The sequence below is a fragment of the Paenibacillus sp. FSL P2-0089 genome, from assembly GCF_038595095.1.
In the GTDB taxonomy this organism is placed as follows: domain Bacteria; phylum Bacillota; class Bacilli; order Paenibacillales; family Paenibacillaceae; genus Paenibacillus_AQ; species Paenibacillus_AQ silagei.
The window spans coordinates 2873256-2898376 of record NZ_CP152006.1; the positions used below are offsets into that span (position 1 = coordinate 2873256).

Annotated in this window: 23 protein-coding genes, 1 tRNA gene and 1 pseudogene; 19 read left to right on the forward strand and 6 right to left on the reverse strand. The window is 52.4% G+C overall.

What is annotated here, in order from left to right; all coding sequences use genetic code 11:
- Window positions 1-13: 13 nt before the first annotated feature.
- Window positions 14-595 carry a YitT family protein gene (locus NST69_RS11655; RefSeq protein ID WP_339313896.1) on the reverse strand — a complete coding sequence of 194 codons (582 nt, stop codon included), beginning with the start codon at window positions 593-595 and terminating at the stop codon, window positions 14-16.
- A 116-nt stretch (window positions 596-711) separates the two neighbouring features.
- On the opposite strand from NST69_RS11655, the gene NST69_RS11660 reads away from it, so the two are divergent.
- Window positions 712-927 (forward strand): hypothetical protein, encoded by a 216-nt coding sequence (locus tag NST69_RS11660; protein ID WP_036729570.1) that lies wholly within the window; start codon window positions 712-714, stop codon window positions 925-927.
- A gap of 12 nt (window positions 928-939) precedes the next feature.
- On the opposite strand, the gene NST69_RS11665 is transcribed toward NST69_RS11660, so the two are convergent.
- Entirely contained in the window at window positions 940-1812 is an 873-nt protein-coding gene (locus tag NST69_RS11665; RefSeq protein ID WP_339313898.1) for an AraC family transcriptional regulator, read from the reverse strand.
- A gap of 168 nt (window positions 1813-1980) precedes the next feature.
- On the opposite strand from NST69_RS11665, the gene NST69_RS11670 reads away from it, so the two are divergent.
- Entirely contained in the window at window positions 1981-3972 is a 1992-nt protein-coding gene (locus tag NST69_RS11670; protein WP_342549377.1) for a beta-L-arabinofuranosidase domain-containing protein, read from the forward strand.
- 91 nt (window positions 3973-4063) lie between these two features.
- Here NST69_RS11670 and NST69_RS11675 read toward each other — a convergent pair whose 3' ends face one another.
- Entirely contained in the window at window positions 4064-6499 is a 2436-nt protein-coding gene (locus NST69_RS11675; RefSeq protein WP_342549378.1) for a glycosyl transferase, read from the reverse strand.
- Window positions 6500-6604: 105 nt separating this feature from the next.
- Window positions 6605-7660, reverse strand: a complete 1056-nt coding sequence (locus NST69_RS11680; RefSeq protein WP_342549379.1) for a LacI family DNA-binding transcriptional regulator — start codon at window positions 7658-7660, stop codon at window positions 6605-6607.
- Window positions 7661-7910: 250 nt separating this feature from the next.
- Between NST69_RS11680 and NST69_RS11685 the strand changes: the two genes are divergently transcribed.
- The 7 genes from NST69_RS11685 (at window position 7911) to NST69_RS11715 (ending at window position 17183) form a co-directional block, all read left to right on the forward strand.
- On the forward strand, window positions 7911-9719 hold the full coding sequence (locus NST69_RS11685) for a sensor histidine kinase (RefSeq protein WP_342549380.1): 1809 nt from the start codon (window positions 7911-7913) through the stop codon (window positions 9717-9719).
- Window positions 9694-11319 carry a response regulator gene (locus NST69_RS11690; protein WP_342549381.1) on the forward strand — a complete coding sequence of 542 codons (1626 nt, stop codon included), beginning with the start codon at window positions 9694-9696 and terminating at the stop codon, window positions 11317-11319. The genes NST69_RS11685 and NST69_RS11690 overlap by 26 nt, the downstream gene beginning before the upstream one ends.
- Before the next feature lie 64 nt (window positions 11320-11383).
- Window positions 11384-12298 carry a sugar ABC transporter permease gene (locus NST69_RS11695; RefSeq protein WP_051478340.1) on the forward strand — a complete coding sequence of 305 codons (915 nt, stop codon included), beginning with the start codon at window positions 11384-11386 and terminating at the stop codon, window positions 12296-12298.
- 3 nt (window positions 12299-12301) lie between these two features.
- Complete coding sequence (locus NST69_RS11700; protein ID WP_209877698.1) at window positions 12302-13141, forward strand: carbohydrate ABC transporter permease; 840 nt, start codon at window positions 12302-12304, stop codon at window positions 13139-13141.
- A 30-nt stretch (window positions 13142-13171) separates the two neighbouring features.
- Entirely contained in the window at window positions 13172-14497 is a 1326-nt protein-coding gene (locus NST69_RS11705; protein ID WP_342549382.1) for an extracellular solute-binding protein, read from the forward strand.
- A 78-nt stretch (window positions 14498-14575) separates the two neighbouring features.
- Entirely contained in the window at window positions 14576-16225 is a 1650-nt protein-coding gene (locus tag NST69_RS11710) for a hypothetical protein (RefSeq protein ID WP_342549383.1), read from the forward strand.
- A gap of 40 nt (window positions 16226-16265) precedes the next feature.
- A complete protein-coding gene (locus NST69_RS11715; protein WP_342549384.1) occupies window positions 16266-17183 on the forward strand; it encodes a glycoside hydrolase family 43 protein in 918 nt (305 codons plus the stop codon).
- Window positions 17184-17631: 448 nt separating this feature from the next.
- Here the strand turns inward: NST69_RS11715 and NST69_RS11720 are convergent, their stop codons facing one another.
- Window positions 17632-18909: a hypothetical protein gene (locus tag NST69_RS11720; protein WP_342549385.1), complete on the reverse strand. Its 1278-nt coding sequence runs from the start codon at window positions 18907-18909 to the stop codon at window positions 17632-17634.
- 245 nt (window positions 18910-19154) lie between these two features.
- Here NST69_RS11720 and NST69_RS11725 point away from each other — a divergent pair, with 245 nt between their 5' ends.
- The 7 genes from NST69_RS11725 (at window position 19155) to NST69_RS11755 (ending at window position 22650) form a co-directional block, all read left to right on the forward strand.
- A complete protein-coding gene (locus NST69_RS11725; RefSeq protein WP_342549386.1) occupies window positions 19155-19289 on the forward strand; it encodes a hypothetical protein in 135 nt (44 codons plus the stop codon).
- Between the two features lie 83 nt (window positions 19290-19372).
- Window positions 19373-20044, forward strand: a complete 672-nt coding sequence (locus NST69_RS11730) for a stalk domain-containing protein (protein ID WP_036729545.1) — start codon at window positions 19373-19375, stop codon at window positions 20042-20044.
- Window positions 20045-20207: 163 nt separating this feature from the next.
- The gene (locus tag NST69_RS11735) at window positions 20208-20774 is read left to right on the forward strand and encodes a hypothetical protein (protein ID WP_036729541.1); all 567 of its coding nucleotides are present in this window, start codon (window positions 20208-20210) and stop codon (window positions 20772-20774) included.
- A gap of 182 nt (window positions 20775-20956) precedes the next feature.
- Complete coding sequence (locus tag NST69_RS11740) at window positions 20957-21580, forward strand: hypothetical protein (protein ID WP_155991628.1); 624 nt, start codon at window positions 20957-20959, stop codon at window positions 21578-21580.
- On the forward strand, window positions 21573-22100 hold the full coding sequence (locus tag NST69_RS11745) for an accessory gene regulator B family protein (protein ID WP_342549387.1): 528 nt from the start codon (window positions 21573-21575) through the stop codon (window positions 22098-22100). Before NST69_RS11740 ends, NST69_RS11745 begins: the two co-directional genes overlap by 8 nt.
- A gap of 2 nt (window positions 22101-22102) precedes the next feature.
- Window positions 22103-22237, forward strand: a complete 135-nt coding sequence (locus NST69_RS11750; RefSeq protein ID WP_081751311.1) for a cyclic lactone autoinducer peptide — start codon at window positions 22103-22105, stop codon at window positions 22235-22237.
- A 17-nt stretch (window positions 22238-22254) separates the two neighbouring features.
- The gene (locus NST69_RS11755; RefSeq protein ID WP_209877684.1) at window positions 22255-22650 is read left to right on the forward strand and encodes a LytTR family transcriptional regulator DNA-binding domain-containing protein; all 396 of its coding nucleotides are present in this window, start codon (window positions 22255-22257) and stop codon (window positions 22648-22650) included.
- Window positions 22651-22730: 80 nt separating this feature from the next.
- On the opposite strand, the gene NST69_RS11760 is transcribed toward NST69_RS11755, so the two are convergent.
- Entirely contained in the window at window positions 22731-23261 is a 531-nt protein-coding gene (locus tag NST69_RS11760; RefSeq protein ID WP_339255957.1) for a GNAT family protein, read from the reverse strand.
- Window positions 23262-23577: 316 nt separating this feature from the next.
- Between NST69_RS11760 and NST69_RS11765 the strand changes: the two genes are divergently transcribed.
- The 3 genes and pseudogenes from NST69_RS11765 (at window position 23578) to NST69_RS11775 (ending at window position 24972) form a co-directional block, all read left to right on the forward strand.
- A complete protein-coding gene (locus tag NST69_RS11765; protein WP_342549388.1) occupies window positions 23578-24120 on the forward strand; it encodes a hypothetical protein in 543 nt (180 codons plus the stop codon).
- Window positions 24121-24248: 128 nt separating this feature from the next.
- A pseudogene (locus tag NST69_RS11770) lies at window positions 24249-24761 on the forward strand (Rpn family recombination-promoting nuclease/putative transposase); the annotation flags it as partial.
- A 139-nt stretch (window positions 24762-24900) separates the two neighbouring features.
- Window positions 24901-24972: transfer RNA gene (locus tag NST69_RS11775), tRNA-Val, on the forward strand.
- The last annotated feature ends 149 nt before the right edge of the window (window positions 24973-25121 follow it).

The following is a 25121-nucleotide window of genomic DNA, read 5'->3' on the forward strand; positions in this document are numbered from 1 at the left end:
AAATTCCGGGTTTTTACTCTTCCAGCGTGCATAATCCCGTAGCGACCCCTCCTGAAACAATCGTCAGAATCGAATGGAAAAAGGTCTCCTTGGAGATCAGAATTCCGCCAGCGCCGATGATCAGGAAGTCCGTCAGGAAGATAATCAGGCCGACATTCAGCGGCAGGTAGCGTTGGATGAATCTGGCGAGGAGGTCTGTTCCGCCTGTGCTGGCTTTGAAGCGCAGCATCAGCCCGAGTCCGGTACCCATCAGGAAGCCGCCGATAATGGCGCTTGAGATGGAGCCCAGCTCAATATAGTACAGGAAGTAATACTGAAGCGGAAAGAGCAGCTCGATCAGCAGGGAGGAAGCCAGCAGACCCAGAATGCTATTGTAGAAGATTTCCCGTTGCCGGAACCAGGCCAGCAGGAAGATAGGCAGACTGCATAGCATAATGCACAGTCCGATTTTGGTGCCGGAGATATAATTAATAATGAGGGCAATGCCGATAATTCCTCCATCGAGGATTTTATAGGGGACCAGGAAGAAGTTCGTTCCTGTTGCAATCAGCAGGCTGGCCAGCAGAATAATAATATAGCTTGGGAAGGATCGCATAGTCAACATCTCCGGAATTGAGGCATGTCTTAATCTTTATGCGCCCATTTGGAAAAAAATAGCTAAAAGTTCTGCGCTGCCCGAATCAATTGACCATAAAGCAGGTGAAGTCTGAAATGGGTTATTTCTATAAAATACTGGAGACTGATATGGAGCTGCTGGCTGCTGCACTATCGGAGGTGCCGGTGGCAGTGTTGCTGAAGAGCGGGCCGGAGCAGCAGCTGGAAGCGGGCCCGATCAGAGCCTACACGCCCCAGTCCGTACGGATTCGCGGGTTATCCTACTGCCGGGAACTGCACGAATTCCGTATCCTTGCCCCGGGTTCCGCCTAAGGGCATTCATGCTCAGCGGGAATATCGCTTGCGGAAGCGCAGCGGAGAGATTCCGACCTTGCGGCTGAAGCGCCGGGAGAAGTAAGCTGTACTCTCGAAGCCGGTGCGCTCTGCGATTGCCGCGATCGGGATCTCTGTCTTAAGCAGCAGAAGCTTGGCCTGCTCCAGCCGGTAATCGGTCAGGTACTCCATGGGCGTAAGCCCGTAGACACGCTTCATGCAGCGGGCCAGGTAATTGTAGTGAAAATGCAGGGCATCCGCCAGAGAGGTATTCGTGACTTCTTCCATATAATGATTCCGCAGATAGGCCTCCGTCTGCTCGGCAATCTCGTCTGCCTGGCTTCCGGCCGTATCTTGCCGGGCCAGATCCATCGTCCGCAGCATCTCCTCGAAGATACGCTGCTGCTGCCACACGGCGCTTGAGCGCCTATTATGGTTCAGCTGCAGCAACTGCCCTGCCTGGCCGCTTCGTGCGAAGGGGGCAGGTAGCGGTCCGAACTGGGGAATACGGATGGTATAAGGGTGGGTAAGAAACTGCCGGAAATGCGTTTCCCGGTCCGCATATACCGGCTCACCCGCTGATTCTGTCCATTCTCCCACCGTGTGAAAATGAACCCAGGTGAAGATCGTCTCTGCTTCACACGGCTGCACTGAATAATGGTAGCGGTCAGGCAGCAGCAGCAGGGTATGCCCGGCGCCCACTGCCCATTCTGTATGCTCCTCTCCAATGTGCAGGCATCCCTGCTCCACGATGATCAGATCGAATTTGCCCATACGGCTGCGGTTCGGATGCTGGTCTCCGGGCAAATAGACGGTACGGCCGCATTCCAGGAAATAGGGGAAGGGTGGTGCGGCCAGATGAATATAGGAAGAATTAAGTGTCATTAGCAGCTCCTTGGAAAGGCATGTGTCCTGAATTAACTTCGCTAAGCCTTATATAAAAGTTGTGTGAAATAGTACAAAAACGGGGTTGTTTATGCTTCTGTTTTTGTTATATTGTACCGTCTATAATGGCAATTAGCGAGGACGAAATGCTGAAGAGGAGATGCTACAATGAGTCAATTTGAAGGTGCAAAGGTTCGGACAACCGTTCAACCAGATCATTCCGGTCATTCGGATCAGGGAGGCCACAGAGTGCACGTTCAGGATGAATTCTGGGGCCGTTATATCCGGTTGGTGCAGGAGACAGTGATTCCTTATCAATATGAGGCGCTTCATGACCGCGTGGCCGGGGCTGAACCGAGCCATGCCATTGCCAATTTTGAAATCGCTGCCGGAAGAAGACAGGGTAAGTTCGGGGGCATGGTCTTCCAGGACAGCGATGTAGCCAAGTGGCTGGAGGCAACGGCTTATTCCCTCAGCATCCGGCGGGACCCGGAGCTGGAACGCCAGGCGGACGAGGTGATCGATCTGGTAGGAGAAGCACAGCAGGCCGACGGATACCTGAACACTTACTTCACTGTCAAGGAACCGGGCAAGCGCTGGACGAATCTCCAGGATTGCCATGAACTGTATTGCGCCGGACATTTCATCGAAGCTGCAGTGGCTTATTATGAAGCGACCGGTAAGGACAAGCTGCTGAGTATTATGCGCCGTATGGCCGATCATATCGACTCTGTCTTCGGAACGGAGGAAGGCAAGCTGAAGGGCTACGACGGTCATCAGGAGATTGAGCTGGCGCTGGTGAAGCTGTACCGGCTGACAGGGGAAGAGAAGTATCTGAAGCTCAGCCTCTTCTTCATTGACCAGCGCGGGCAGGAGCCGAACTTCCTGCGCCAGGAATGGGAGGGCCGGGGCAGGGTTACACATTGGGGCGGCCAGACGGATCAAATCGATATGGCCTACAATCAGTCCCATATACCGGTCCGTGAGCAGACGGTAGCCCTAGGCCACTCTGTCCGCGCCGTCTATATGTATACCGCCATGGCCGACTTGGCCCGCCTGACCGGAGATGAAGCACTTCGCGAGGCGTGCCTGCGCCTGTGGAACAATATGACAGAGAGACAGATGTATATCACTGGCGGAATCGGCTCCACCCATCACGGCGAAGCATTCACCTTTGATTACGATCTGCCTAACGATACGGTCTATGCGGAGACCTGTGCTTCGATCGGGCTGATCTTTTTTGCCAGACGAATGCTGGAATTGACTCCAGATAGCCGTTATGCCGATGTGATGGAGCGTGCGCTCTATAATAATGTACTCGGCTCGATGGCGCAGGACGGCAAGCATTATTTCTACGTCAATCCGCTGGAGGTCTGGCCGCAGGCCTGCACCTGTAATCCCGGTAAACAGCATGTGAAGGCGCAGCGCCAGGGCTGGTTCGGCTGTGCCTGCTGCCCGCCGAATGTGGCGCGCCTGCTGACCTCATTGAATCAGTATATCTACACTGAACACAGCGATACGCTCTATACGAATCAGTATATCGGAAGTGAGCTTAGAACCACACTCGGAGGAACAGAGGTGAAGGTCACTCAGTCCAGCAAGCTTCCATGGGAGGGCATAGTCACACTGAAGGTTGATCCTGCGGAAGCCGGGGTGTTCGGTATCGCCCTGCGTATTCCATCGTGGAGCGGAAAGGTCCGGATCAGCGTCAATGGCGGGCTCCTTCCAGCACTTGATGCTTTGGAGCAGGGCTATGCGGTAATCCGCAGGGAGTGGCAGCCCGGTGACATCGTGGAGCTGATGCTTCCAATGGAAGCACACCGTGTATACGCCCACCCGGAACTGCGGGCTAATGCCGGGAAGACGGCTATTCAGTACGGGCCGCTGGTCTATTGTCTGGAATCTGCGGATAACGGCGAGCCGCTAAGCTCAATATCTCTAAGCAAGGAGGGCAGGTTCAAGGAGGCTTTCGATGAAGAGCTGCTCGGCGGAGCTGTAGTAATCCGGGCGGAGGGCTACAGGGTGGAGGAGCAGAGCTGGAGTGGCGGACTCTACGGCAGCACCAGGGTGGCAGTACAGCCGGTGGAAGTAACGGCAATTCCGTACTATCTGTGGGGCAACCGCGGCAGCGGAGAGATGAAGGTGTGGATACCGGAGTAATTCCGGGGCCGCCTGTCCATGAACGAACAACCCGGTTGTACCGCCTAAGCGGACAACCGGGTTGTTATGCTTTTATAGGAGTGACAGATAATTAGCCGAGAGTAACTACAACCTGATGAACAGCACCGTCGCCCACAGGAGCGATAATGTTGCCTTCCACGGCAGTGCCGTCGAGGGTCAGGCTGGCTACGCCTTTGGATACATGGTTCGGATTCTGGATCGAGATTACATAAGTGTCGCCACGGAAGACGCGGGTAATCTCGAAGCCGTCCCATTCTGCAGGGATACAAGGGTCAACCTTGAGCCCGGCAAAGTCTGCCTGAATCCCCAGGATGGACTGTGTAATCGCTACATAGTTCCATGCTGCTGTTCCTGTCAGCCAGGAGTTCTTCGCTTCGCCGTGACGTACAGCATCTTTACCGGCGATCATCTGGGAGTACACGTAAGGCTCCATCCGGTGCACTTCGCTGATGTCCTCCAGGTAGGCCGGAGCAATTTTTTTGTAGATTTCGAAGGCTCTGTCGCCATGTCCAAGGACCGTCTCCGCAATCATGATCCAAGGGTTGTTATGGCAGAAGATCCCGGCATTCTCTTTGTAGCCCGGAGGGTACGTGGAGATTTCACCCAGGTTCAGATAGTACTTGGAATACGGAGGCTGCTGCAAAACGATACCATAGTCCGTATCCAGACGTTCCTGCACGGAAGTCAGGGCGCGGGCTGCTTCACCGTTCTCTACACCGATTCCGGCCATTACGCACATGCCTTGCGGCTCAATGAAGATCTGGCCTTCCTCGTTCTCCTTGCTGCCGATCTTGTCGCCATAGTGGTCATAAGCGCGCAGGAACCAGTCGCCGTCGAAGCCGTGGGACAACGTGATGGCACTCATGTTCTCGATCTTGGCAACAGCGTCAGCGGCTACATCATCCAGTCCGCGCATCCGGCAGATCTCGGCATAGTCAGGTCCAACGAAGACGAACAGACCTGCAATGAACACGGATTCCGCTACGCCGCCTGCGATATTCTCCGTAGTCTGGAACGATTCGCCCGGTTCGGTGGAGAAGCAGTTCAGGTTCAGACAGTCATTCCAGTCCGCGCGTCCAATCAGCGGTAGGCCGTGAGGCCCGAGGTTGTTCGTGACATGCTCGAAGCTCAGCTTCAGATGCTCGAACAGGGTTGCAGTGTGATCCGGATTGCTGTCAAAAGGAACCTGCTCATCAAGGATCGAATAATCGCCGGTTTCCTTGATGTAGGCCGCTGTACCCGAGATCAGCCAGAGTGGATCATCATTGAAGCCGGAGCCGACTTCATTGTTGCCCTTCTTGGTTAGCGGCTGGTACTGGTGATACGCGCTGCCGTCAGGGAACTGGGTAGCGGCGATATCGAGAATACGTTCTCTGGCGCGCTCTGGAATCTGGTGGACGAAGCCGAGCAAGTCCTGGTTGGAATCGCGGAAGCCCATACCGCGGCCAATGCCGGATTCGAAGTAGGAAGCGGAACGGGACATGTTGAAGGTAACCATACACTGGTACGGATTCCAGATGTTCACCATCCGGTTCAGCTTGTCGTCCCCGCTCTTAATCTGATATTTGGACAGCAGGTTATCCCAGTGTGCAGCCAGAACCTCCAGGGCGGCATCCACCTGGGCATCTGTAGCGAACTGATCAATAACAGCCTGAGCCGGCTTCTTGTTGATCACGTTCAGGGCTTCCCATTTCTCATCCTCAGGGTTCTCGATGTAGCCGAGCACGAAGATGAAACTTTGAGCTTCGCCAGGCTCCAGCGTGATGTCAAGGGCGTGGGAGCCGATCGGCGACCAGCCGCTGGCGACAGAGTTAGTAGCCTCACCGGCAGCAACCGCCTGCGGAGCATCCAGGCCATTGTACATGCCCACGAACGATTCGCGGTCCGTATCGAAGCCGGCAATTTCTTTATTTACAGAATAGAAGGCATAGTGGTTTCTGCGCTCGCGGTATTCTGTTTTGTGATAAATGACGGAATCCTTCACTTCTACTTCGCCGGTGCTGAGGTTACGCTGGAAGTTGGTCATATCATCATTGGCATTCCACAGGCAGAACTCGGCAAAAGAGAACAGCTTCACGGTCTTCTTCGCTTCGCCTGTGTTCTTAACAACCAGACGGTGGACTTCCGCATTATGGCCCATCGGTACAAAAGCAAGCTGATTCACTGAAATGCCGTTACGCTCGCCTGTAATGGAAGTGTAGCCAAGGCCGTGGCGGCATTCGTAGAAGTCGAGATCCCGCTTCACCGGCATCCAGCCCGGAGTCCAGAAGTCCCCGCCATCGTACAGGTAGTAATAGCGGCCGCCGGTATCCAGCGGAATATTGTTATACCGGTAACGGGTAAGTCTTCTCATCCGCGCATCGCGGTAGAAGGTATAGCCCCCGGCAGTATTAGAGATCAGGCCGAAAAACTGCTCGTTGCCGAGGTAGTTAATCCAAGGATAAGGTGTTTTGGGAGTGTTGATTACATACTCTTTGCGGGTGTCGTCAAAAGTTCCGAATTTCATGAGAGACAAGTCTCCTTTCGATTGTGAACGCGCGTTTACAGAGTGGAGAAAAAATTCCCTCGGGGCAAGGGATTTTTCTGGATCTGTCTGAATCGGAGTGTAGCTCTACTTCTTCGGCGGCTGACAGGAATCTCGGGTAATCAGACGCGCCGGAAAACTGATGGTGCTGAAGGTAGGCTGCTGTGAATCACACAGCTCAATGACCTTCTCGACAGCGGCTTTGGACATTTCATAAATCGGCAGACGGACGGAGGTCAGCTTGGGATGAATCCGCGCAGCAAGCTGCACATCGTCGAACCCCGCAATGGAGATATCCTCCGGCACGGAAATGCCATGCTCCGAGAACGCTTCCATCGCCGAGATAGCCATATCGTCATTGGAAGAGAAGAAGGCTGTCGGCAGCGGGCCGCCGGAACTGAGCAGCTTCTTCACTTCCTGATAGGCGGTTTCCTTGAGAAAATCACCCGGAAGGACGAAGTCCTTCTGCAGGGCAAGTCCATGGCGCTTCAGCGTATTCTCGTAAGCCATGTAGCGCTCCCGCCCGGAATAAGTATTCATCCGTCCGCAGATCATGCCGATCTCCTGATGGCCGAGACCGATTAAGTACTCAATGGCTTCTACCGTACCTTCATAATCCTTGGAATTCACAATGGCGAGATGATTGCGGTCCAGATGCTCTGACATAATCTCTGAAATGTCATAATCGATCAGCACCAGCGGAGCGCTGAGACCGACCATTTCCCGTACGATCCCGATATCCTTCTGGGTCCCGACAATAATGCCGCCGTCAATCCGTTTCTGCAGGAAGGCCTGCTTGACCTTCAGGAAGTCGTCGGGAGAATAGACGGTGTGAATCAGAACATAACAGCCGCGGGCATTCGACGTATCTACCACAGCATCGACGAACGGGGCAAAGTAATTATTCTGATAGATCCGCGTCGCATTCTCCTTCTCGTTCATGCTGATGGCAAACAGCCCGATCGTGTCGGTCTTCTTGCCGGCCAGCGCCCGGGCGAAGCTGTTCGGCTCGTACTGATGCTGTTCAATCACCTTCAGCACCTTGGCCCGGGTCTCTTCAGGGACATTGGAATAGTTGTTGATCACACGGGATACGGTGCTTCGCGAAACCCCGGCTAGCTTGGCAATATCTTCGCTTCGCATAATGTACCCCCTCTAATGTAAACGCGCGTTTATGAGTTTATTGTAAAATAAACCGGGCTGGAGGTCAATCGTCCTCTGCAATATTTTTGCCTCGGCATTCAAGCGGTTTCCACTTGCCGGATTCTCCGTTCTGCGTTACAAATAAATGCAGTAAACAAAATGTACCACGGGAAAGGCAGGAACAGATCATGATACAGGCATCCGCTTCGCATTTGAGCAAGGAGAAGGAGGGCTTGCTATCTTTTACTCGTTGAAAAACCGCCTGATTGCATTCTTCGTTGTGCTGCTTGTCTTGTCCTTCGGCACGATGTCGCTGCTGCTGTTCAATCAGGCGCGCTCGATTATCCGCTCTTATATCGAAACGTCGGCACTGGAGAAGATGGACGAATACGGGTCCTTTATTCATATGGCGCTCCAGCAGAGCTATGACTTGTCCTCTCTAGTCTATAACAGCGATATCACCCAGAAGTGGGATGCGATACTTACCCAGCCGGCTTCCACCGAAGGGCAGCGGATGCTGGCCAGCATCAACATGAGCAAGTTCCTGACCCAGACGACGAATAATTATTCGATCGTCTCCTCGGTCAACATCTACCGCAAGGAGGGGCTGCGGATCGGGGCCGAGAATCAGGTGGTGGCAGATCGCTCGTTCAGGCAGGAGGCGTGGTACCGCAACTTCATCGAACACAGCAATCACTGGGTTCCGGCCCATACCGATGAGGCGGAGATCAAGGGAGCTAAGCCATACGAGGTGGTGAGCCTGCTGCTGCCGATCGGGATCTTCGAGCCTTCGCTGGCGAGGAATGTGATGAAGGTCAACATCAAGGCGGACTACCTGCTGGAGCCGCTGAATCGTATACATCTTGGTGAAAGCGGTACCATCTTCCTGCTCAACGAGCAGGGCAGTCCCATTCTGTCCCAGCAGGAATACAGCACCCATCCGGAGGCGGCGAAGGAGGTGGAGCGGGTGCGGGCTGGACGGGAGGCGCAAGGCGTGGTCTACCTGAAGGACGGGCAGGGGGCATCTCATATTCTCGTTTACAAAAAGCTGGCCATCACCAACTGGCTGCTGGTCGGCTTCGTCTCGGAGCAGGACCTGTACGCCAATCTGTTTAAGCTCCGCAACAGTATTATAGTGTTCGCCTCGCTGATGCTGGCGGCCGCCTTTGCGCTGGCCTACTGGATCTCAGCGGGCATTACCAAGCCGCTCTCGCGGCTGGTCTCGGCTATGCGCCATGTGCAGAAGGGCGACTTCGCCCAAGCCGAGCGGCTTACCTTGCCGGAGCGCAGAATCCAGAGTGAGGTGGACTATGCCACCGTTACCTTCCGCAATATGGTCAAGCAGCTATCGCATCTGATCCGCACCGAGTTTGAACAGAAGCTCCTGCGCCAGCAGGCTGAATACAAGGCGCTCTTGATGCAGATCAATCCGCATTTCCTGTTCAATACGCTGGAGCTGATGAGCAGCCTGGCGATCCAGCAGCGCACGAAGGAGACGGTTACGGTCATAGAATCGCTGGGCAAAATGCTCAGGTTCTCGCTGCGGATCAGCGAGGATCTGATCCCGCTGCGCGAGGAGCTGAAGGTCGTGCGCTATTACATGTCCATCCTGGAGGTCCGCTTCGGTGCGGGTCTTGATCTGCGGCTGGACGAGGAGGAGGCGCCATACGATCTGGAGATCGTCAAGTTCCTGCTGCAGCCGCTGATTGAGAATGCGGTGAAGTACAGCTTCATTCACCAGGCTAAGGCCAAGGTACGGATTACCGTCAGAGCGGACAAGGACCGGCTGGTTCTCTCCGTCGCCGACAACGGCATCGGAATGGACCCGGATCTGCTGCGCGAGCTGAAGGATCAGGCGATGCGCCAGCAGCCGGAGCAGTTATTGCAGAGCATGACCCATCAGATTGGACTGCGCAATGTACTGGCCAGATGCCGGCTGTATTACGGAGGGCTCTTCACCCTAAGCATAGAATCAAGCAAGGAGGCGGGCACCTGCATCACGCTGGGCCTGCCCCTTCAGAGGAGGAATGACCATGTACCGCGTATTGATCGTGGATGATGAGCCGGAGATCCGCCAGGGCCTGCGGCTCAAGGCTGACTTTGCAGCGCTGGGCCTCAGCGTAACCGGAGAGGCGGGCAACGGCATGGAGGCCATGGAACGGCTGGCAAGCCAGGCGGTCGATATTGTCATTACGGATATGAACATGCCGGTGATGAACGGCGTATCGTTCCTGGACGATTGCCGCAGGCTGTACCCGGAGCTGAAGCTGGTAGTCATTACAGGCTATGAAGATTTCCATTATGCCAAGGCAGCGATCCGCAATCAGGCGCGTGATTATCTGCTTAAGCCGGTGGCCGCCGATGAGCTGACGGCCGTGCTTCAGAAGCTGAAGGACGAGTTGGATCAGGAGCGCAATGACCGTGACCGGCAGGCGGTGAATGAGTGGCGGCTGTCCCAGTACTACAAGGAGATGAAGGAGCATTTCCTGGTGCAGCTTGTCAAAGAGGAAGTGGAGCCGGTCCATGCGCTGAAGGAGCGCGCTGCGCTGTTCGAGCTGGACGGCTGGGACCTGACGGAGGTGCGGTTCGTAACGGCCGGACTCCGTGAGCGTGCGGTGCCGGAGCCTGGGCACGGCAAAGGTTCAACGCTGCCGGAGCGTACGCCGGGCAAGCTGCGGCTGCCGTTCGAGCTGCTGACCAGGGAATTCGCGGGCAGCTCCGGGGAGCGCTGCCAGGTGCTGCGGGACCCGAGCTATCCGGGGCTGGTCCACTTCATCCTCCAGGATGCGCTGACCGATATGGACCGCTTCTGTGCAGAGCTGGCGGAATGCGTCGCCGCCCATCTGGGCTTCAAGCCGGTGATCGGCTACAGCGGCGGCAAGCTTGGATTCCTCCGCTGGAAGGAAGGCTACCTGGAATCTTTGCTGGCCTGGAACCTCTCGGAGAATGCGGCCCAGCCGCCGGCCGAAGGAAGAAGCGAGCCGGGACTGGTGCTTACGGAGGAATTGACACGGACCCTGCGCAGGCTTCTGATCCAGGGGGAATGGGACGCCTTCGGGCAGAGCATCCGCCAGGAGCTGCAGCAGGCGTTCTCCCAGTCCCGCTCCTGCCTGGTGAAGCTGATCTTCCAGCTCTGCCTGCTCGTGGACGGGGCGGGTGCAGAGGCTGCAGACGTCAACATCCAGTCCCAGGAGCTATGGCTCTATCCTGAGACGGTCCACAAGCTGGATTCGGTGGACAAGGCCGGACAATTCCTGCTGGAGCGGGCGGCCTCCGTGTACCGCATGATGCAGGGGGCCGGCGATGCCGAGGATTCGGTCATCCGCACAGCGACGCAATATATCGAGAGCAACTACATGTATGATCTTAACCTGACCCAGCTTGCCAGACGGTTCAATTACAATTCCTCCTATTTCTCGGAGCTGTTCAAGGCCAAGGTGGGCCGGAGCTTCATGGTCTACCTGACTGACATCCGCATGGCCCAGGCCACGCATCTGCTGTTGACGACAACGCTTAATCTGTGGGATATCGCCGAGCTGACCGGCTTCTCGAATGCCAGCTACTTCAGCTCCAGGTTCAAAAAAATGTATGGAACCTCCCCGTCGGACTTCCGCCAGCATCCACCTGAAAAATTCAGTAGTCAACAGCCGAAGAAATAGCATTCAAGCAGGCAGTGTTGCTTTCTATAATGAGCCTATATCCATGAAGAAGGAGAAGGCGCATATGAAGACAGCACACAGATCGGCGATGTGGAGAAGGAGCGGTACCGCTTACCTGTTCCTGCTTCCCTGGCTGATCGGCTTTTTCGGACTGACACTCGGGCCTATGCTGGGCTCCTTGTATCTGTCCCTGACCAAGTACGACCTGCTCAATGCCCCGCGGTGGCTGGGCCTGAACAATTACAGGCACATCTTCACGGCAGACGAATACTTCTACAAGTCTCTTACCGTGACGTTCAAGTACGTGCTATTCTCGGTTCCGCTCAAAATGGCCTTTGCCCTCCTGGTCGCCATCGTCCTGAACAAAGGCATCCGGGCGCTGGGCATCTACAGAACGGTGTATTACATTCCGTCCCTGCTGGGAGGAAGTGTGGCAATCGCCATCGTCTGGCGGCAGATTTTCGACGGGGAAGGGCTGATTAATCACTTCCTGGCCTGGTTTGGGATCGAAGGTCCGTCCTGGATTGCCCATCCCAGCTATATTCTCTCGACCATCGTCACGTTGTCCGTCTGGCAGTTCGGCTCCGCGATGGTCATCTTCCTGGCCGGCATTAAGCAGATTCCTGCGGACCTGTACGAAGCGGCGCAGGTGGACGGAGCCGGGAAGCTGCGCCAGTTCGGCCGGATTACGCTGCCGATGCTCTCACCGGTGATCTTTTTTAACCTGGTCATGGGGATTATCAATTCCTTTCAGGTGTTCACTCCGGGATATGTCATTGGAGACGGGCGCGGCGGTCCGGTGAATTCCACCCTGTTCTACACGCTGTATCTGTATCTCAAAGGCTTCTCCTTCTTCGATATGGGGTATGCTGCCGCTCTGGCCTGGATCATGCTGATCATCATCGGCCTGTTCACCTCCATAGTGTTCGTGACCTCCAAATTCTGGGTGTTCTACGGCGACGGAAAGGACGGGCGATAATTCATGACAGACGACAAAATGATCTTTAGGCTAGGCAAACATGGCGTCATTATTCTGTTCGGGCTGCTGATGCTGTATCCGGTGCTGTGGCTGCTGTCCAGCTCCTTCAAGCCGAATGCGCTGATCTTTTCGGAACCGGGGCTGTGGCCGGGGAAATTTACGCTGGAGAACTACGTGAACGGATGGAAGGGGCTGCAGGGCATCTCGTTTAGCCGCTTTTTCCTCAATTCTGCCACGATCTCTGTACTGTCGGTCATCGGCAACATACTGACCTGCTCGCTGGCGGCTTACGCGTTCGCCCGGCTGGAGTTCCGCTTCAAAAGTGTGCTGTTTGCCTGCATGCTGGTGACCATTATGCTGCCTTACCATGTCGTGCTGATTCCGCAATATATTATTTTCAGCAAGCTGGAGTGGGTCAACACCTATTTGCCGCTGATCGTGCCGAAATGGCTGGCGCATGACTCGTTCTTCATTCTGCTGATGATCCAGTTCATCCGCGGCATCCCGAAGGAGCTGGACGAGAGTGCCACGATTGACGGCTGCGGCCAGGGCCAGCTGTACTTCCGGATCATTATTCCGCTGCTGGTTCCGGCGCTGATTACAACGGCGATCTTCACCTTCATCTGGTCGTGGGATGATTTCTTCAGCCAGATGATCTACCTCAGCCGGATCAATCTGTTCACCGTGCAACTGGGTATACGCTCGCTCTATGATCCTTCGGGCTCCTCCGACTGGGGCGCGCTGCTGGCGATGTCGGTGCTGTCACTGGTGCCGATTATGACGATCTTCATGCTCTTCCAAAAGCATTTCCTAGAGGGCATCGCCACCACCGGTCTGAAATGAGCAAGCGATTACAATTATTCTTGGGGGGATATGTTTATGAAGAAAAGCTTAGGTCTTACGCTGAGTGTTCTGCTGCTGGCAGCCACAACCGCCTGCTCGGGCGGCAATAACGGTAAGCCTGCGGCGGCCGGCAACTCCGGCGGTGCCGGAACTTCTGCGGATCAGGTGGAGCTGCGGATTATGTGGTGGGGCGACCAGAAGCGTGCGGATAAGACGAACGAGGCGCTGCGCGCCTTCGAGTCGAAGCACCCGAATATTAAGGTGGTCGGGGAGTTCGCTCCGAACTCCGGGTATTTCGACAAGCTGAACACCCAGCTCGCTTCGGGCACAGCGCCTGATGTGTTTTTCCTGGGAGGGAACGTAACTGATTACGCCGCTAAAGGCGTGCTGCTGGACTTACAGCCCTATGTCGGCCAAGAGCTGGATCTGACGGATATGGATCAGACGATGGTGGAATACGGAACGCTGGGAGGCAAGCTGGTGCATATCTCTGCCGGGGCGAACGCCCGGGGGATGGTGCTCAATACAGAGCTGTTCAAAAAGGCTGGAATGGAGGTTCCGGCAGACGGCTGGAGCTGGGAAGATTACGCCCGCATCAGTAAGGAAATCTCCGATAATCTGGGCAAGGGTTATTACGGCACCTACAACTTTACCGTTGAGGGAATGGACATTTATATGAAGCAGCGCGGCAAGCAGGTCTATGATATGGAGAAGGACGCGCTGGGCTTCGGCCAGCAGGATGCAGAGGAGTGGTTCAACTACTGGTACGGGATCACTAAGAACGGCGGGATGGTCACGCCTTCCCTGCAGGTATCCAATCCGCCGGGAGACACAAGTAAATCCCTGGTCGTTACCGGCAAGGTAGCGATGAGCCTGATTCCATCCAACCAGTTCGCCGCTCATCAGAATCTGACCCAGGATAAGCTGACCATGATTCAGGTGCCGCGCGGGCCGAAGGGAACGGGGGTTGTCTTTGAATCCAGTCAAGGCTTGTCCGGTTATGCCAAGACCAAGCATCCGAAGGAAGTCGCGGAGCTGATGAACTTCTGGATCAATGATCCCGATGCCGCGCAGATTCTGGGCAGTGACCGCGGCGTGCCGGTGACCTCCAAGATGCGTGACCTGCTGATGAAGGAGGCTACGCCGCTGGAACAGACCGTATACGACTTCACCAGCCGGGTATCGGAAGCGACGAAGAAGGAACCGTTTGCCGTCAGCTATAACCCTCCGAATTTCACCGAATTCACCAAGCTGGCGGAGACCGCTGTACAGGAGATCGGTTTTGAGCAAAAGGATGTCAAGCAAGGGGTAGAGGATTTCTATACAGGCGCGACGCAGTTATTCGGAGCCAAGTAGCCATATCCCGGAAGCAGGCTGCCCCCGGCAGTCTGCTTCTCTGTCTGGAGAGCAACTAAAGTTACAGGAGGGAATGGAATGACGGGGAGTGTACTTGAGAGACTGCGGAGGATAGCAGTGGACGACCGGATTAGAGTGCTTAAGAAAGCGGCGGACCGGGATTCACTGGAGGAGTGGAAGCAATCCGGCGTGGCCTTCGCGGCTTCATCGGAGAATATGGAAAATGTCTATTACACTGCGCTGCACAAGCTGCTGGACTGTATCGTGCCGATGGACGGAGGCGGACTTGTGCTGCATGAAGGCGGAGTCTATCTCGGGAGCTGGCTGGAGAGCACGGGCACGATCAGCGCTGAACGGCTGTCGCGGTTCATGCCGCAGGTGGCGGGAGCGACCTTCCGGCTGTTCGCCGACCAGCAGCGGCAGGATGGGCTGATGCCCTACAAGGTGACGCCTGCGGGACCGGCCTACCGGCAGATTCAGATGGTGACTCCGCTGGCCCGCAGTGTCTGGAATTATTATCTGGAGAACGGGCGGGACAAGAGCTTCCTTCGCGCCATGTACCAGGCGATGAGCCGGTTCGACCATTGGCTGCATATGCACCGCAACACTAGAGGGACCGGCTGCGTGGAAGCGTTCTGCACGTTCGATACCGGGCATGATCTGTCCCCTCGCTTCTGGCATAGCCCGGATACGCCCCATCTGGAGGACGCGGCGCAGGTTAACCCGGATTCACCGCTGCTGCCTTTTCTGGCCCCGGATTTAACGGCCAATGTCTACTGCCAGCGGCTCTATCTGTCCAAGATGGCAGAGGAGCTTGGCGGGAGCAGGGACGAATGGCGTGCCCGGGCAGCGGCAAGCAGCCACAGCCTGTTCAGCCATTGTTATGACAAAGAGGATGAATTCTTCTATGACCGGGATCGCGGGGACCGATTCGTCCGTGTACAATCCGATGTCCTGCTGCGTGTGCTGGCCTGCGAGGTGGGGGACGGGGCGTTTTTTGCGTCAGCCCTCCGCCGTTACCTGCTGAATACGAGCAAGTTCTTCGCCAAATATCCCTTCACCTCCATTGCGATGGATGATCCCAGATTCGACCCCTTCTCCAGCTATAACACCTGGGGAGGCTCGTCGAACTTCCTCAGCCTCATCCGTGCACCGCATGCCTTCGAGCAGCATGGGCGTTATGTCGAGCTGACCTGGGTGATCCTGCCGATTCTGGCAGCGTTCTCGCGGATGACCCGTTTCGGGCAGACGTTAAGCCCATGGACCGGGGAAGAGGGCTATACGGAGTCCTATTCACCGGCGATTCTCTGCCTGCTGGACTATATGGAGCGGTTATGCGGGATCGTGCCGGTAGCGGGGGAGGAGCTATGGTTCACCGGCCTGCTTCCCTATGACATGGATCACGGCCACGAGGCGGCCCATGAGACCGGATACCGCCGGATCGTGGACGGCGCGGTCTTCGAGCTGATTACTACGCGTGAGCGCTCTGTAATCTACCGCAATGAAGAGGAGTATATGACCTTTCCGTTTGGAGTACGTATAGTCTTGGACCGGTCCGGACAACTGTTGCGGCTAATCGGCATGAGTGTCCGCCAGATCGAAGGCAATCTGTGTTATGAGGGCAAGACATTCCCGTTCACTATCAAGGGCAACGAGCAACTGGAATATGCGGACGGCGGTTTCGTGAGCGTCAGCGATATTGGAGTGGTACTGCCGGAATACAGGTAGATCAGGGAGAGTATAAGAGCGAAGTGAGGAGAGGGTCTAAATGAACCACCCGATGAGAACGACAGCGAATAGCGAGCTGCAAATCAGAGATCCGTATGTGCTTCCGCTGGCCGGAGAGGGGCAAGAGGCGGGCACCTACTATTTATATGGCAGCACCGACAGCAATATCTGGGGCCCGGGCACGGGGTTCAACGCCTACACCGGCACAGATCTGGAGCACTGGGATGGCCCGTTCCCGGTCTTCCGGCCGGAGCCGGATTTCTATGCGGAGCGGAATTTCTGGGCACCGGAGGTCTATGGTTATGGCAGCAATTACATCATGTTCGCCACCTTCCGGCGCAAGGACAATGATCTGCTGGGCACCGCCGTTCTGATATCGCTGCATCCGCTGGGTCCGTTCATCCCGCATAGTGAGGGGCCGGTGACTCCGCAGGAGTGGAGTTCACTCGACGGAACGCTGTATGTGGACCGGCAGGGCCAGCCGTGGATGGTCTTCTGCCATGAGTGGCAGCAGACCGGGGACGGCGAGGTCTGCGCCATGCGGCTAACAGAGGACCTGCGGAGTGCCGCTGGGGAACCTGTTGTTCTGTTCCGGGCATCCGAAGCCCCGTGGACCACTCCGTTTGAATCCAAGCGTTATGCGAATCAGCTTAATTATGTCACGGACGGGCCGTTCCTGTTCCGCTCAGCGGACGGCACCTTGTATCTGCTGTGGGCCAGCTTCATTAATAATACCTACGCGCTGGGTATCGCCCGTTCCGGGAGCGGAGAGATAACCGGACCCTGGCTTCATCAGGAGCAAGCGCTCTACCAGCAGGACGGCGGGCACGCCATGGTCTTCCGCACGTTCAGCGGTCAGCTGATGCTAGCCATCCACACGCCGAATCAGACGCCTGATGAACGGCCGGTGTTTGTGGAGCTGGAGGAGCAGGACGGTGAGATGAGAGTGAAGGCGTAGGCACTTACGCGGGCAGGCGAGCAGGGGGAGGGCAAATCTGCGGGTAACTAGTCTGCGAGGAATCAGCGGCGGTTCAGCAACAAATCAGCAACGAGGCAAGAACATCACTCTCCCTGCGATTTAGGCTCTAAATGTAATTTGTACAACTAAAATGGGCAAATATTGCGCAGGGAGAGCTTTAGTTGCACTCTGTACACTTATAAGTTACTCTCATGGCGGGAAAGAGCGTTTTCCTCAAATTTAGCTGTACAGAATACAACTATCCCTGCGCGCCAGCCAATTCGCCGTCATTTGGCTGTACAAAATACAACTATCTTCCAAACGCTGCCCATTCCCGGGTGAAGTTTGATTTGCACTATCGGAGTAACCTAAGCCTGTAAACGAACAAAACGATTGCCCTCCTTTAAAGAGTGGCAATCGTTTTTGGGTGCAGGTAACCTGCGGAAGCTTATTCGATATCAATGCTCCATTGTCCGTCTGCTTCCACAGAAAAGACATAAATTCCGTCGGATTCGATTTTTTCCGCTGTGGAGCCGGAGTAGTTCCCAATTTCATTAACCAGTAAGAGGCTATCATTCACTTTGACAGCGAAATTGGATTCACCCGTGTGCTTGGAAGTGAACCGGGTCAGCTTGCTTTGCAGCCTTGCAAACACAACATCGTTCCCCTTACCGGATAATTTAACCGGTGCGCTCTTGACGTTCTCGGGGATGCTCTGCTTAATATCTGCTTTCCACGAGCCATCCGACTCCACCTTCAGCATATATTTCCCGCCGTCAGGAATCACAGCTAGAGATTTTCCTTTGTAAGGCCCAATTTCATTCACGAGCATTTTTTTGGTATCCCCTGTTTCATCGTACATATAGATCACAAAGTTAGAATCCCCGTTGTCTGTTGCCTCAATTATGGCGATCCCGCTGTTCAAATAAAAGAACTCTGTAGCCTGGTCCTTTTTCCCTTTGAGATGTATGACTTCGTCCTTTGCTGGCGCTGGCGTAGCGGCTGCAGATGTGGCTGAACTAGGTATTCCTTGGTATAACGGCAGCAGTTCAGCGTATAGCTTCTCAACAGTAGCCTGGTCATCCTCTTGAATGGCAAGGGCCATTTCCTTGAATTTGCTTTGATTTTCCTTATTTATAAACTCCAGACTATTAAGAATAACTGCTAATACTTCATCTCTAAGTTCTTGGGTGAGGTTCTTTTCCAGATAGCTTTTGGCTAAATTAAGTGATCTGGCTCCTAGCTCCTGGTTTGCTTCATCAAAGGTGTTAATAGTATCCCCGCCAGAGGTTACATCCGTTGGAGCGGGTGTAGGTGTGGAATCCGGATAGCGGGCGGCAACGGAAGCAGGCAGAACTCCGCCAATTTTCGTGAAAAGCTTCTTTACATTTTGCACATCATTTTTCTCAATAGAGTCAGCAATCTCCAGATAAGTGAAGGTATTCTCTTTATCCTCCCGGGCCTTAATCCGGATGTTATTGGCAATTTCTTTGGACGACTCAATATTCCATGAATTAGTACCGAAGTTCTCCAGGTATTCCTGCGTCTTATCTTTCACTGAGAAGTTCTTCAGCTCTGGCGCTGGAGTAGGAGAAGCAGTAGGGACAACAGAAGGAGTCGCCGTTTCGGCTTGAGTAATCTCACCAGACCCGCCACATCCGCTTAATATCACAGGTGAAGCAAAAAGAGCAATAGCTAAAGTCATTTTGGATAATTTTCCGTACATGAGTAATTTCCCCCAAATGTTTAATCATACTTAGCCAGTATATCAAAATTGGATTATTTCTACAGTGAAATTTAATAGAACTTTGCATTCCTTACACAAACGTGCCAAACTTGATATGATTAGGATATAGACTTTTATCATGTTGAATTAGGGGGATGTAAGCTGTGTATATGACAGGTTTTGGGTCCTTGCTCGCTGGAGGGTTCAGTATTTTTGCTCTTTTACTCTGGTTGAGTTGTCTGGGGATGGGGATATATTTATTTGTGCTGGTGGTGAAGCTTGCCCGCAGGGGAATCATTGCGCTGGACTTGTACAATCACTCCAAAAATCTGGAGATCCGCGAACGTTACGAAGCGGCTCACCGGAGAGAAGATTTCTGAATGATTGCATCTGATGGCAGGATTTATTATACTCCCAATAAGGAATATTCAAATTTGTTATAAATGGAGAGGAGTATGATCGAATGAAGAAGAAGATGACTGCTGCACTGACTGCATTTGCCGTACTTGGAGGAATGGGCACAGGTGTGTACGCCGGAGCCAACCTGCAGGAGATCAAGGCATATCTCAATCCAAGCATCAAATTCAAGATGAACGGCCAGCCCGTACAGCTTAAGAATGGCAGCGGTGCGGTGGTTGCCCCAATTTCCTATAAGGACACAACGTATCTGCCGGTCCGTTCCGTATCCGATCTGCTGGGAGTTACCGTTAAGTTCGATGCTGCAACCAACACCATATCTCTGGGGGAGCAGACAGCGGGCGTACCAATCGCTACAGGTTTTGATGACATGTATCACACCAAAGATCCGGGCAAGACGGTCTTCAAGGACAAGGATTACAAGGATGTCTTCTTCGATAACGCCAGTGGTGACCGCGGCACTTCATTCATGCTCCACCCGAACAAAAAATATCAGAAGCTTTATCTCCAGGTAGCCGCGATCGGCGGAGAGATCAAAGACTTCGCGGTACAAGACAGCGACACCAATACTGTGTTGAAGAAGCAGACCATTGACCCGGCCAGCGGGCTTACTACCATCGAAGTGGATATTGCCGGAGTAAGCAGCCTGTATGTCAACGGAGATGTGAAGGATGGAACCTCGGTCTTCGTTCCGCTTACGACATCGTATTATAAATAAATTCTGAACTTATACATCATTCACGAATGACCCGGGAGCCTTGGCTTCCGGGCTTCTTTTTGTCTATTCGTTGTTTTGAGGAAAAAGAAAATGGGTACTATCCGGTAAGCCTGTGAATCTAACTGGCCATGTAACTTTCAATGAATTGACGAGGAGTGAGAAGATGTACACCAAAAAGCTAATAATGTCCTTATCCTTGACGTTGTCCCTATTGGCCCTCAGTGCCTGCGGTAATGCTGAGGATAAGCCGTCCACCGAATCGATGCAGACCACTGCACCGGCAACAGAGACTGTGCAGACTCCAGCGCCGACAACAGAGGCCGAACAGACTCCAGCACCAACGACAGAGCCGGAGCAGACCCCTGAGGCGACGGCCGGAAGTAACGAGACGGCTGCCGGATCTGCGGACCTGCCGAAATATCTGCCGGAGGACTTCCCGATGCCGGAGAATGTAACGGAGACCATTCTTTCGAATGCGGAGGAGAATGAGGGCAAGAAGACGGCATTGCTGATTTTTAGAACAACGGATAGTATGGAATCGGTAACGAAGCTCTATGATGATTATCTGGCTTCCAAGCTGGGCGATCAGTCCGTGAAGACTATCGATCCTAAGAACCTGATCATTCAAGGCAAGACCAAGGACGATAAGCAGAGCTGGTCAATCATTGGCGGTCCGCTTGCGTCCCAGGAGGGAACCGTGGAGGTTAACGTCATTTGGTCTGAAATTTAATACGGACAGCCAAGCTGCTGTACCCAGAGGAACATCCGTTGAGGCTCGATTCAGAGCGGCCAACGGATGTTTTTTTGATTTGATAAAAAGTGTCGAATTTTGTAATTAAGTAGTATACGTCAGGTGCGGCGGGGATATATAATTAATCTTGTGAACGAAAATTAGTCAGGCGGTGTTATGGTTTGTCGTGGGAACCTGTAGGATTTATGTTTTTCTCAACGATAGAGACGCTTGCGCTCTATTATCTGATTATGTCTCTCTATAGATTCAAGTGGAGATGGTACATCTGGCAGGCTTTATTTGTCATCTTGCTGAACAATCTGCAAAGCTATCTGTTACGCAATGAACTGGGCATGTCGAATGTTGCACCACTTGTTTTAATCTTGATTTTTATCTTCTTTTTCGCTGCGGTGGTGAGGATGCCGCTCATTCTATCCATCATCGCAACAATATCGGGATTTGCTATTTTTGCCGGGATTCAGACGCTGCTCACCCTGCTCATGTTCGGATCTATATCGAATATTGGTAGTACCGCGAACGGATATTTTCTGCAGGTAGCGACTGCGGCAGCGGTGTTCGGTATTTTTGGGCTTCTGTACCGCAAAGGCAAGGGCTTCACGTTCGATTTGGATAAACTCCGCTTTAAGATAGAAGATATCCTGCTGTCTCTGCTGATTTTCGGCTTCGTAATAGGGATTTCAGTGCTACTCTACTATAATGATATTCTGCTAAATGCCTTGATTTTCCTGGTGATGACTGTATTCCTTCTATATTATTCCACCCGGAGGGAGCGGGAAGATGCTTGAATTCATGTCCGGCAAGCTGGCATTTACGATTAAAAATATCGTACCTGAGCACCCGGCATCCTACGCTGTCCTGAAATTTGCTATTAGCGTAGTGCTTAATGTGGTGTTTATTATTGGGCTGACGCTGGTAGTATCCCTTTTGACAGGCAGGACAAGTGAAGCTCTGCAGATTCTGATCTCCTTTGCCTTATTACGTCAGGTGTCGGGCGGGGTCCATTTAAAGTCTGGTATAGCCTGTGTCTTGTTTACGGTAAGCTTGTTCACAGTACTGTCCTTCGTGGAGCTTAGCTCCTTCTACGTTATGTTATTGAATGCAGCGAGTCTGTTAATAGTTCTGTGGCTGGCGCCCATTGGGATTGAACGACAGACCCGGATTCCGAGGCGGCACTGGCCTAAGCTGAGAATCGTGGCGTTACTGCTGGTAGCTGCCAATATCGTTATAGGCTCATCTGTTATCGCAGCCAGCTTTTTGGCACAATCCATCAGTCTGATTATAGCTAGAAGGGAGGTGAACATCTGACAATGAGAGCTTTGCAGCGCAAAGTAGTGTATAAGCTTGCTTCTGGTTTGTCCGCCTTGGCTGCCCTTATCGTGTTGGTTACAGCAAGTGTATTATACATTAATCAACCGGAGGTTCCTGAAGAGTTACTTAAATAACATTGGAGTTGATCCCTTTGAGCACGATATCTGTTACTAGAGACACAGAGGGAAACACTGGTGTATTCTCACTCGATATTGAAAAAATAACTTTTATGGAATTTGAACGGACTATCTATCGGATCATTGTCCATACGTACGATCAGACCTTTTATACAGTAGGTACGCTGAAATATTGGCTTAATACCCTGGCCAGTTCAGGATATAATTTCGTTCTAGCAGATAGAAACACGTTAATTCAGGTTTCTAACATTATCCAGCTGGATAAGACGTTTCATATTGCTTATTTTGGGGAAGACCACAGAGGAGTCGAGCAAAAGTGTTTTCTGTCAGAGAAGGGCTATAAAGAAATTCTCAAATACGTAAAGACATCCGCATCGGATATTCAATTAGTGGAGCTGCCCCAGTGGTAGCTTTATTTTTTTATATAAAATTAGGCTGACCCTGCGCAGTTCATTCTGTAGCGCTTGGGCCAGCCCTTGTTCAGGTTAGCTTAATCTGCAGCTAATCTGGAATACATACACAGATCAATGAAGCTTCCTTTGGACCGCTCACTCTGCCTCAGAGTTCCTTCCAGCGAAAAGTTTAATTTCTGCAGTACCTTAATAGAATTGATATTAGCAGGCTGGGCCTTTGCTTCTATTCTATTGAAGCCCAGTGTATCAAACGCATAATCTATTAGTGCGCGAAGGGCTTCAGGCACATATCCTTTTCCCCAGCACTCGCGGCTAAGGTCATAACCGATCTCTGTCTTGGCATTGTCATAGTCTAGCGCATTGAAACCACAGGAGCCGATAATCCGGCCGGATTCTGCTTCCGTGATGGAATAGCGGATCGCCTGATTCTCGGTGGCTAACTTACCCAGCAGCTCAATCATTTCCACGGCCTGACTCTCATCCGTGAAGCTGCTGATATTCATGAACCGGGTGACTTCAGGATCGGACCAGATCGGGAACAGGCTGGCTGAATCGGCGGTGCGCATTTGTCTTAATACTAATCTCTCGGTTTGTAATTCTGTAATCATCAATAAGTTACCTCCATTAAAAATATATGGTATTGGTGAGGTACAACTATTGATATCTGCGCATAGTTCAGTCCTTTCCGTGTGTAAGCTGCCTCTATTATATAGAATGCAAGGGAGGAAGTTAAGATCGATTCAGGACCGTTTCAACAAATCTTCATAAAGAAGGGTGCTTTGCTTGGTGGCGATCTCAGGTTTTGATAAATATCTGTCAGCAACCATGCAAAAAAGAGGCTTACGGTCAGTCCTGTCAGGGATGCTACTGTTTCGTATTCCTCCTAACAAGGTAAACTTTAGATAAAAGGATCTGGAGGGTATTATGAGAAAAACGGTACTGGTAATGTTGTTCTTGTTCGTATTGACGGCATGTGCGGATTCAAAGGACGGGGTAACCACCAAAGACTTAGCCATTCAAAAGGTGAACGATCATAAAGCCGTTGTTGAGTATGGAATGAGCCGTGCAGAAGTGGAAGAGGTATTGGGCAAGGGGGAGGATAAGGATATTGCGAATTCAGTCATGTATAGCTCTGGCGTGAGGATTATGTACCGGGAGGATAAAGTGGCAGGGATTACTCTGGCAGAGGAATCGAAAGATACATATGAAACCACTGGCGGTTTTAAAATTGGCATGTCTAAGGATGACTTCAAACAAATCTATGGCGATCAATATCTGAAGGAGATGGAGAGGAACCTGGACTATGCTTACGATTCAGTCAACAAACGTTATTTGCAGGAAAAAGAATGGGTAGCGAAAGCTGAAGATGACACGAAAATATATGTAATATCAGCCATGTTCAACGGTAAGGGTGAAGCAGACGCCGTTGTATTGGTGGATAAGCGAATGGCGATAACATTAAGGTAGAGGGGGGCTGAAAGATAAAACATGTTCTTGTATGTTTCATAGCGCTTAGGGGACAGAATAGCAATATATGGAGCCCAAAAAGCTGGCCTTGTCTACAACGAGTAGTTCTGCCATGATATAATCAGTGTTTGAAGAAGTGTGTGACGATCAATATACTGAACTACTCCTGTCTGCCGAATGACCGTCATCATAATGTGTTTCATCTTCGGGAAGATCATACCGGGATATCTCTTAACAATGATCTTGAGATTCATGTGATGGAATTAACAAAGCTTGAGGAGCAGGCCGTTCCATTAACTGGTGGTCTGATTAACTGGTTATTATTCCTAAAGGGTGTTGAACAACCAAATTGGGAGGTGCTAACCATGAATGAACCGATGTTGAAAAAAGCAATGGATACGCTCGAGTTCCTGAGTCAGGATGCCGCTACAAGGATGGAGTATGAAGCCCGGATGAAGTATTTGCGTGATGAGGCATCACGGATGAATGGGGCTAAGGCTGAGGGGATTGCTGAAGGTTTGGCCACAGGAGAACATAAAAAGGCTGTGGAGGTTGCTAAGAATATGTTGAGAATTGGACTTGAAGTTAAGATTATTTCACAAGTTTCTGGACTTTCGGAACAAGAAATTTTAAAATTGTAATTCCTTTGATAGATGCTAAAATATTGCAAAGTTAACACCGTTGCAGTGAAATTTTAACAGATGCTAAGCATTGCCCCATCATATCATAAAAATTATCTTGCCATTCCCTCACGTCCTGTGTTATTATAAATTTCGTTGCAGGACGGTAGCTCAGCGGGAGAGCACTATCTTGACAGGGTAGGGGTCATGGGTTCGAACCCCATCCGTCCTATATGCAGAAAGCCTTGATAATCAAGGCTTTCTTTGTTTTTATGAACAGAGAACAACAAACAGAGAAGCTATTGACGTTTAGCGTTAGATGACTTTACGTGTCTAATGCAATGTTATGGTTTCTTTTTTTATGTGCATTTAGAGAGTGAC

Bases quoted from the DNA above. Each gene is read 5' to 3' on its own strand.
- NST69_RS11700 (WP_209877698.1), top strand. From the start codon at position 12,302: ATGACAGACGACAAAATGATCTTTAGGCTAGGCAAACATGGCGTCATT.
- NST69_RS11695 (WP_051478340.1), top strand. From the start codon at position 11,384: ATGAAGACAGCACACAGATCGGCGATGTGGAGAAGGAGCGGTACCGCT.
- NST69_RS11655 (WP_339313896.1), bottom strand. From the start codon at position 595: ATGCGATCCTTCCCAAGCTATATTATTATTCTGCTGGCCAGCCTGCTG.
- NST69_RS11690 (WP_342549381.1), top strand. From the start codon at position 9,694: ATGTACCGCGTATTGATCGTGGATGATGAGCCGGAGATCCGCCAGGGC.
- NST69_RS11725 (WP_342549386.1), top strand. From the start codon at position 19,155: ATGGGGATATATTTATTTGTGCTGGTGGTGAAGCTTGCCCGCAGGGGA.
- NST69_RS11705 (WP_342549382.1), top strand. From the start codon at position 13,172: ATGTTTATGAAGAAAAGCTTAGGTCTTACGCTGAGTGTTCTGCTGCTG.
- NST69_RS11735 (WP_036729541.1), top strand. From the start codon at position 20,208: ATGTACACCAAAAAGCTAATAATGTCCTTATCCTTGACGTTGTCCCTA.
- NST69_RS11670 (WP_342549377.1), top strand. From the start codon at position 1,981: ATGAGTCAATTTGAAGGTGCAAAGGTTCGGACAACCGTTCAACCAGAT.
- NST69_RS11730 (WP_036729545.1), top strand. From the start codon at position 19,373: ATGAAGAAGAAGATGACTGCTGCACTGACTGCATTTGCCGTACTTGGA.
- NST69_RS11760 (WP_339255957.1), bottom strand. From the start codon at position 23,261: ATGATTACAGAATTACAAACCGAGAGATTAGTATTAAGACAAATGCGC.
- NST69_RS11710 (WP_342549383.1), top strand. From the start codon at position 14,576: ATGACGGGGAGTGTACTTGAGAGACTGCGGAGGATAGCAGTGGACGAC.
- NST69_RS11750 (WP_081751311.1), top strand. From the start codon at position 22,103: ATGAGAGCTTTGCAGCGCAAAGTAGTGTATAAGCTTGCTTCTGGTTTG.
- NST69_RS11765 (WP_342549388.1), top strand. From the start codon at position 23,578: ATGAGAAAAACGGTACTGGTAATGTTGTTCTTGTTCGTATTGACGGCA.
- NST69_RS11745 (WP_342549387.1), top strand. From the start codon at position 21,573: ATGCTTGAATTCATGTCCGGCAAGCTGGCATTTACGATTAAAAATATC.
- NST69_RS11680 (WP_342549379.1), bottom strand. From the start codon at position 7,660: ATGCGAAGCGAAGATATTGCCAAGCTAGCCGGGGTTTCGCGAAGCACC.
- NST69_RS11660 (WP_036729570.1), top strand. From the start codon at position 712: ATGGGTTATTTCTATAAAATACTGGAGACTGATATGGAGCTGCTGGCT.
- NST69_RS11665 (WP_339313898.1), bottom strand. From the start codon at position 1,812: ATGACACTTAATTCTTCCTATATTCATCTGGCCGCACCACCCTTCCCC.
- NST69_RS11675 (WP_342549378.1), bottom strand. From the start codon at position 6,499: ATGAAATTCGGAACTTTTGACGACACCCGCAAAGAGTATGTAATCAAC.
- NST69_RS11715 (WP_342549384.1), top strand. From the start codon at position 16,266: ATGAACCACCCGATGAGAACGACAGCGAATAGCGAGCTGCAAATCAGA.
- NST69_RS11720 (WP_342549385.1), bottom strand. From the start codon at position 18,909: ATGTACGGAAAATTATCCAAAATGACTTTAGCTATTGCTCTTTTTGCT.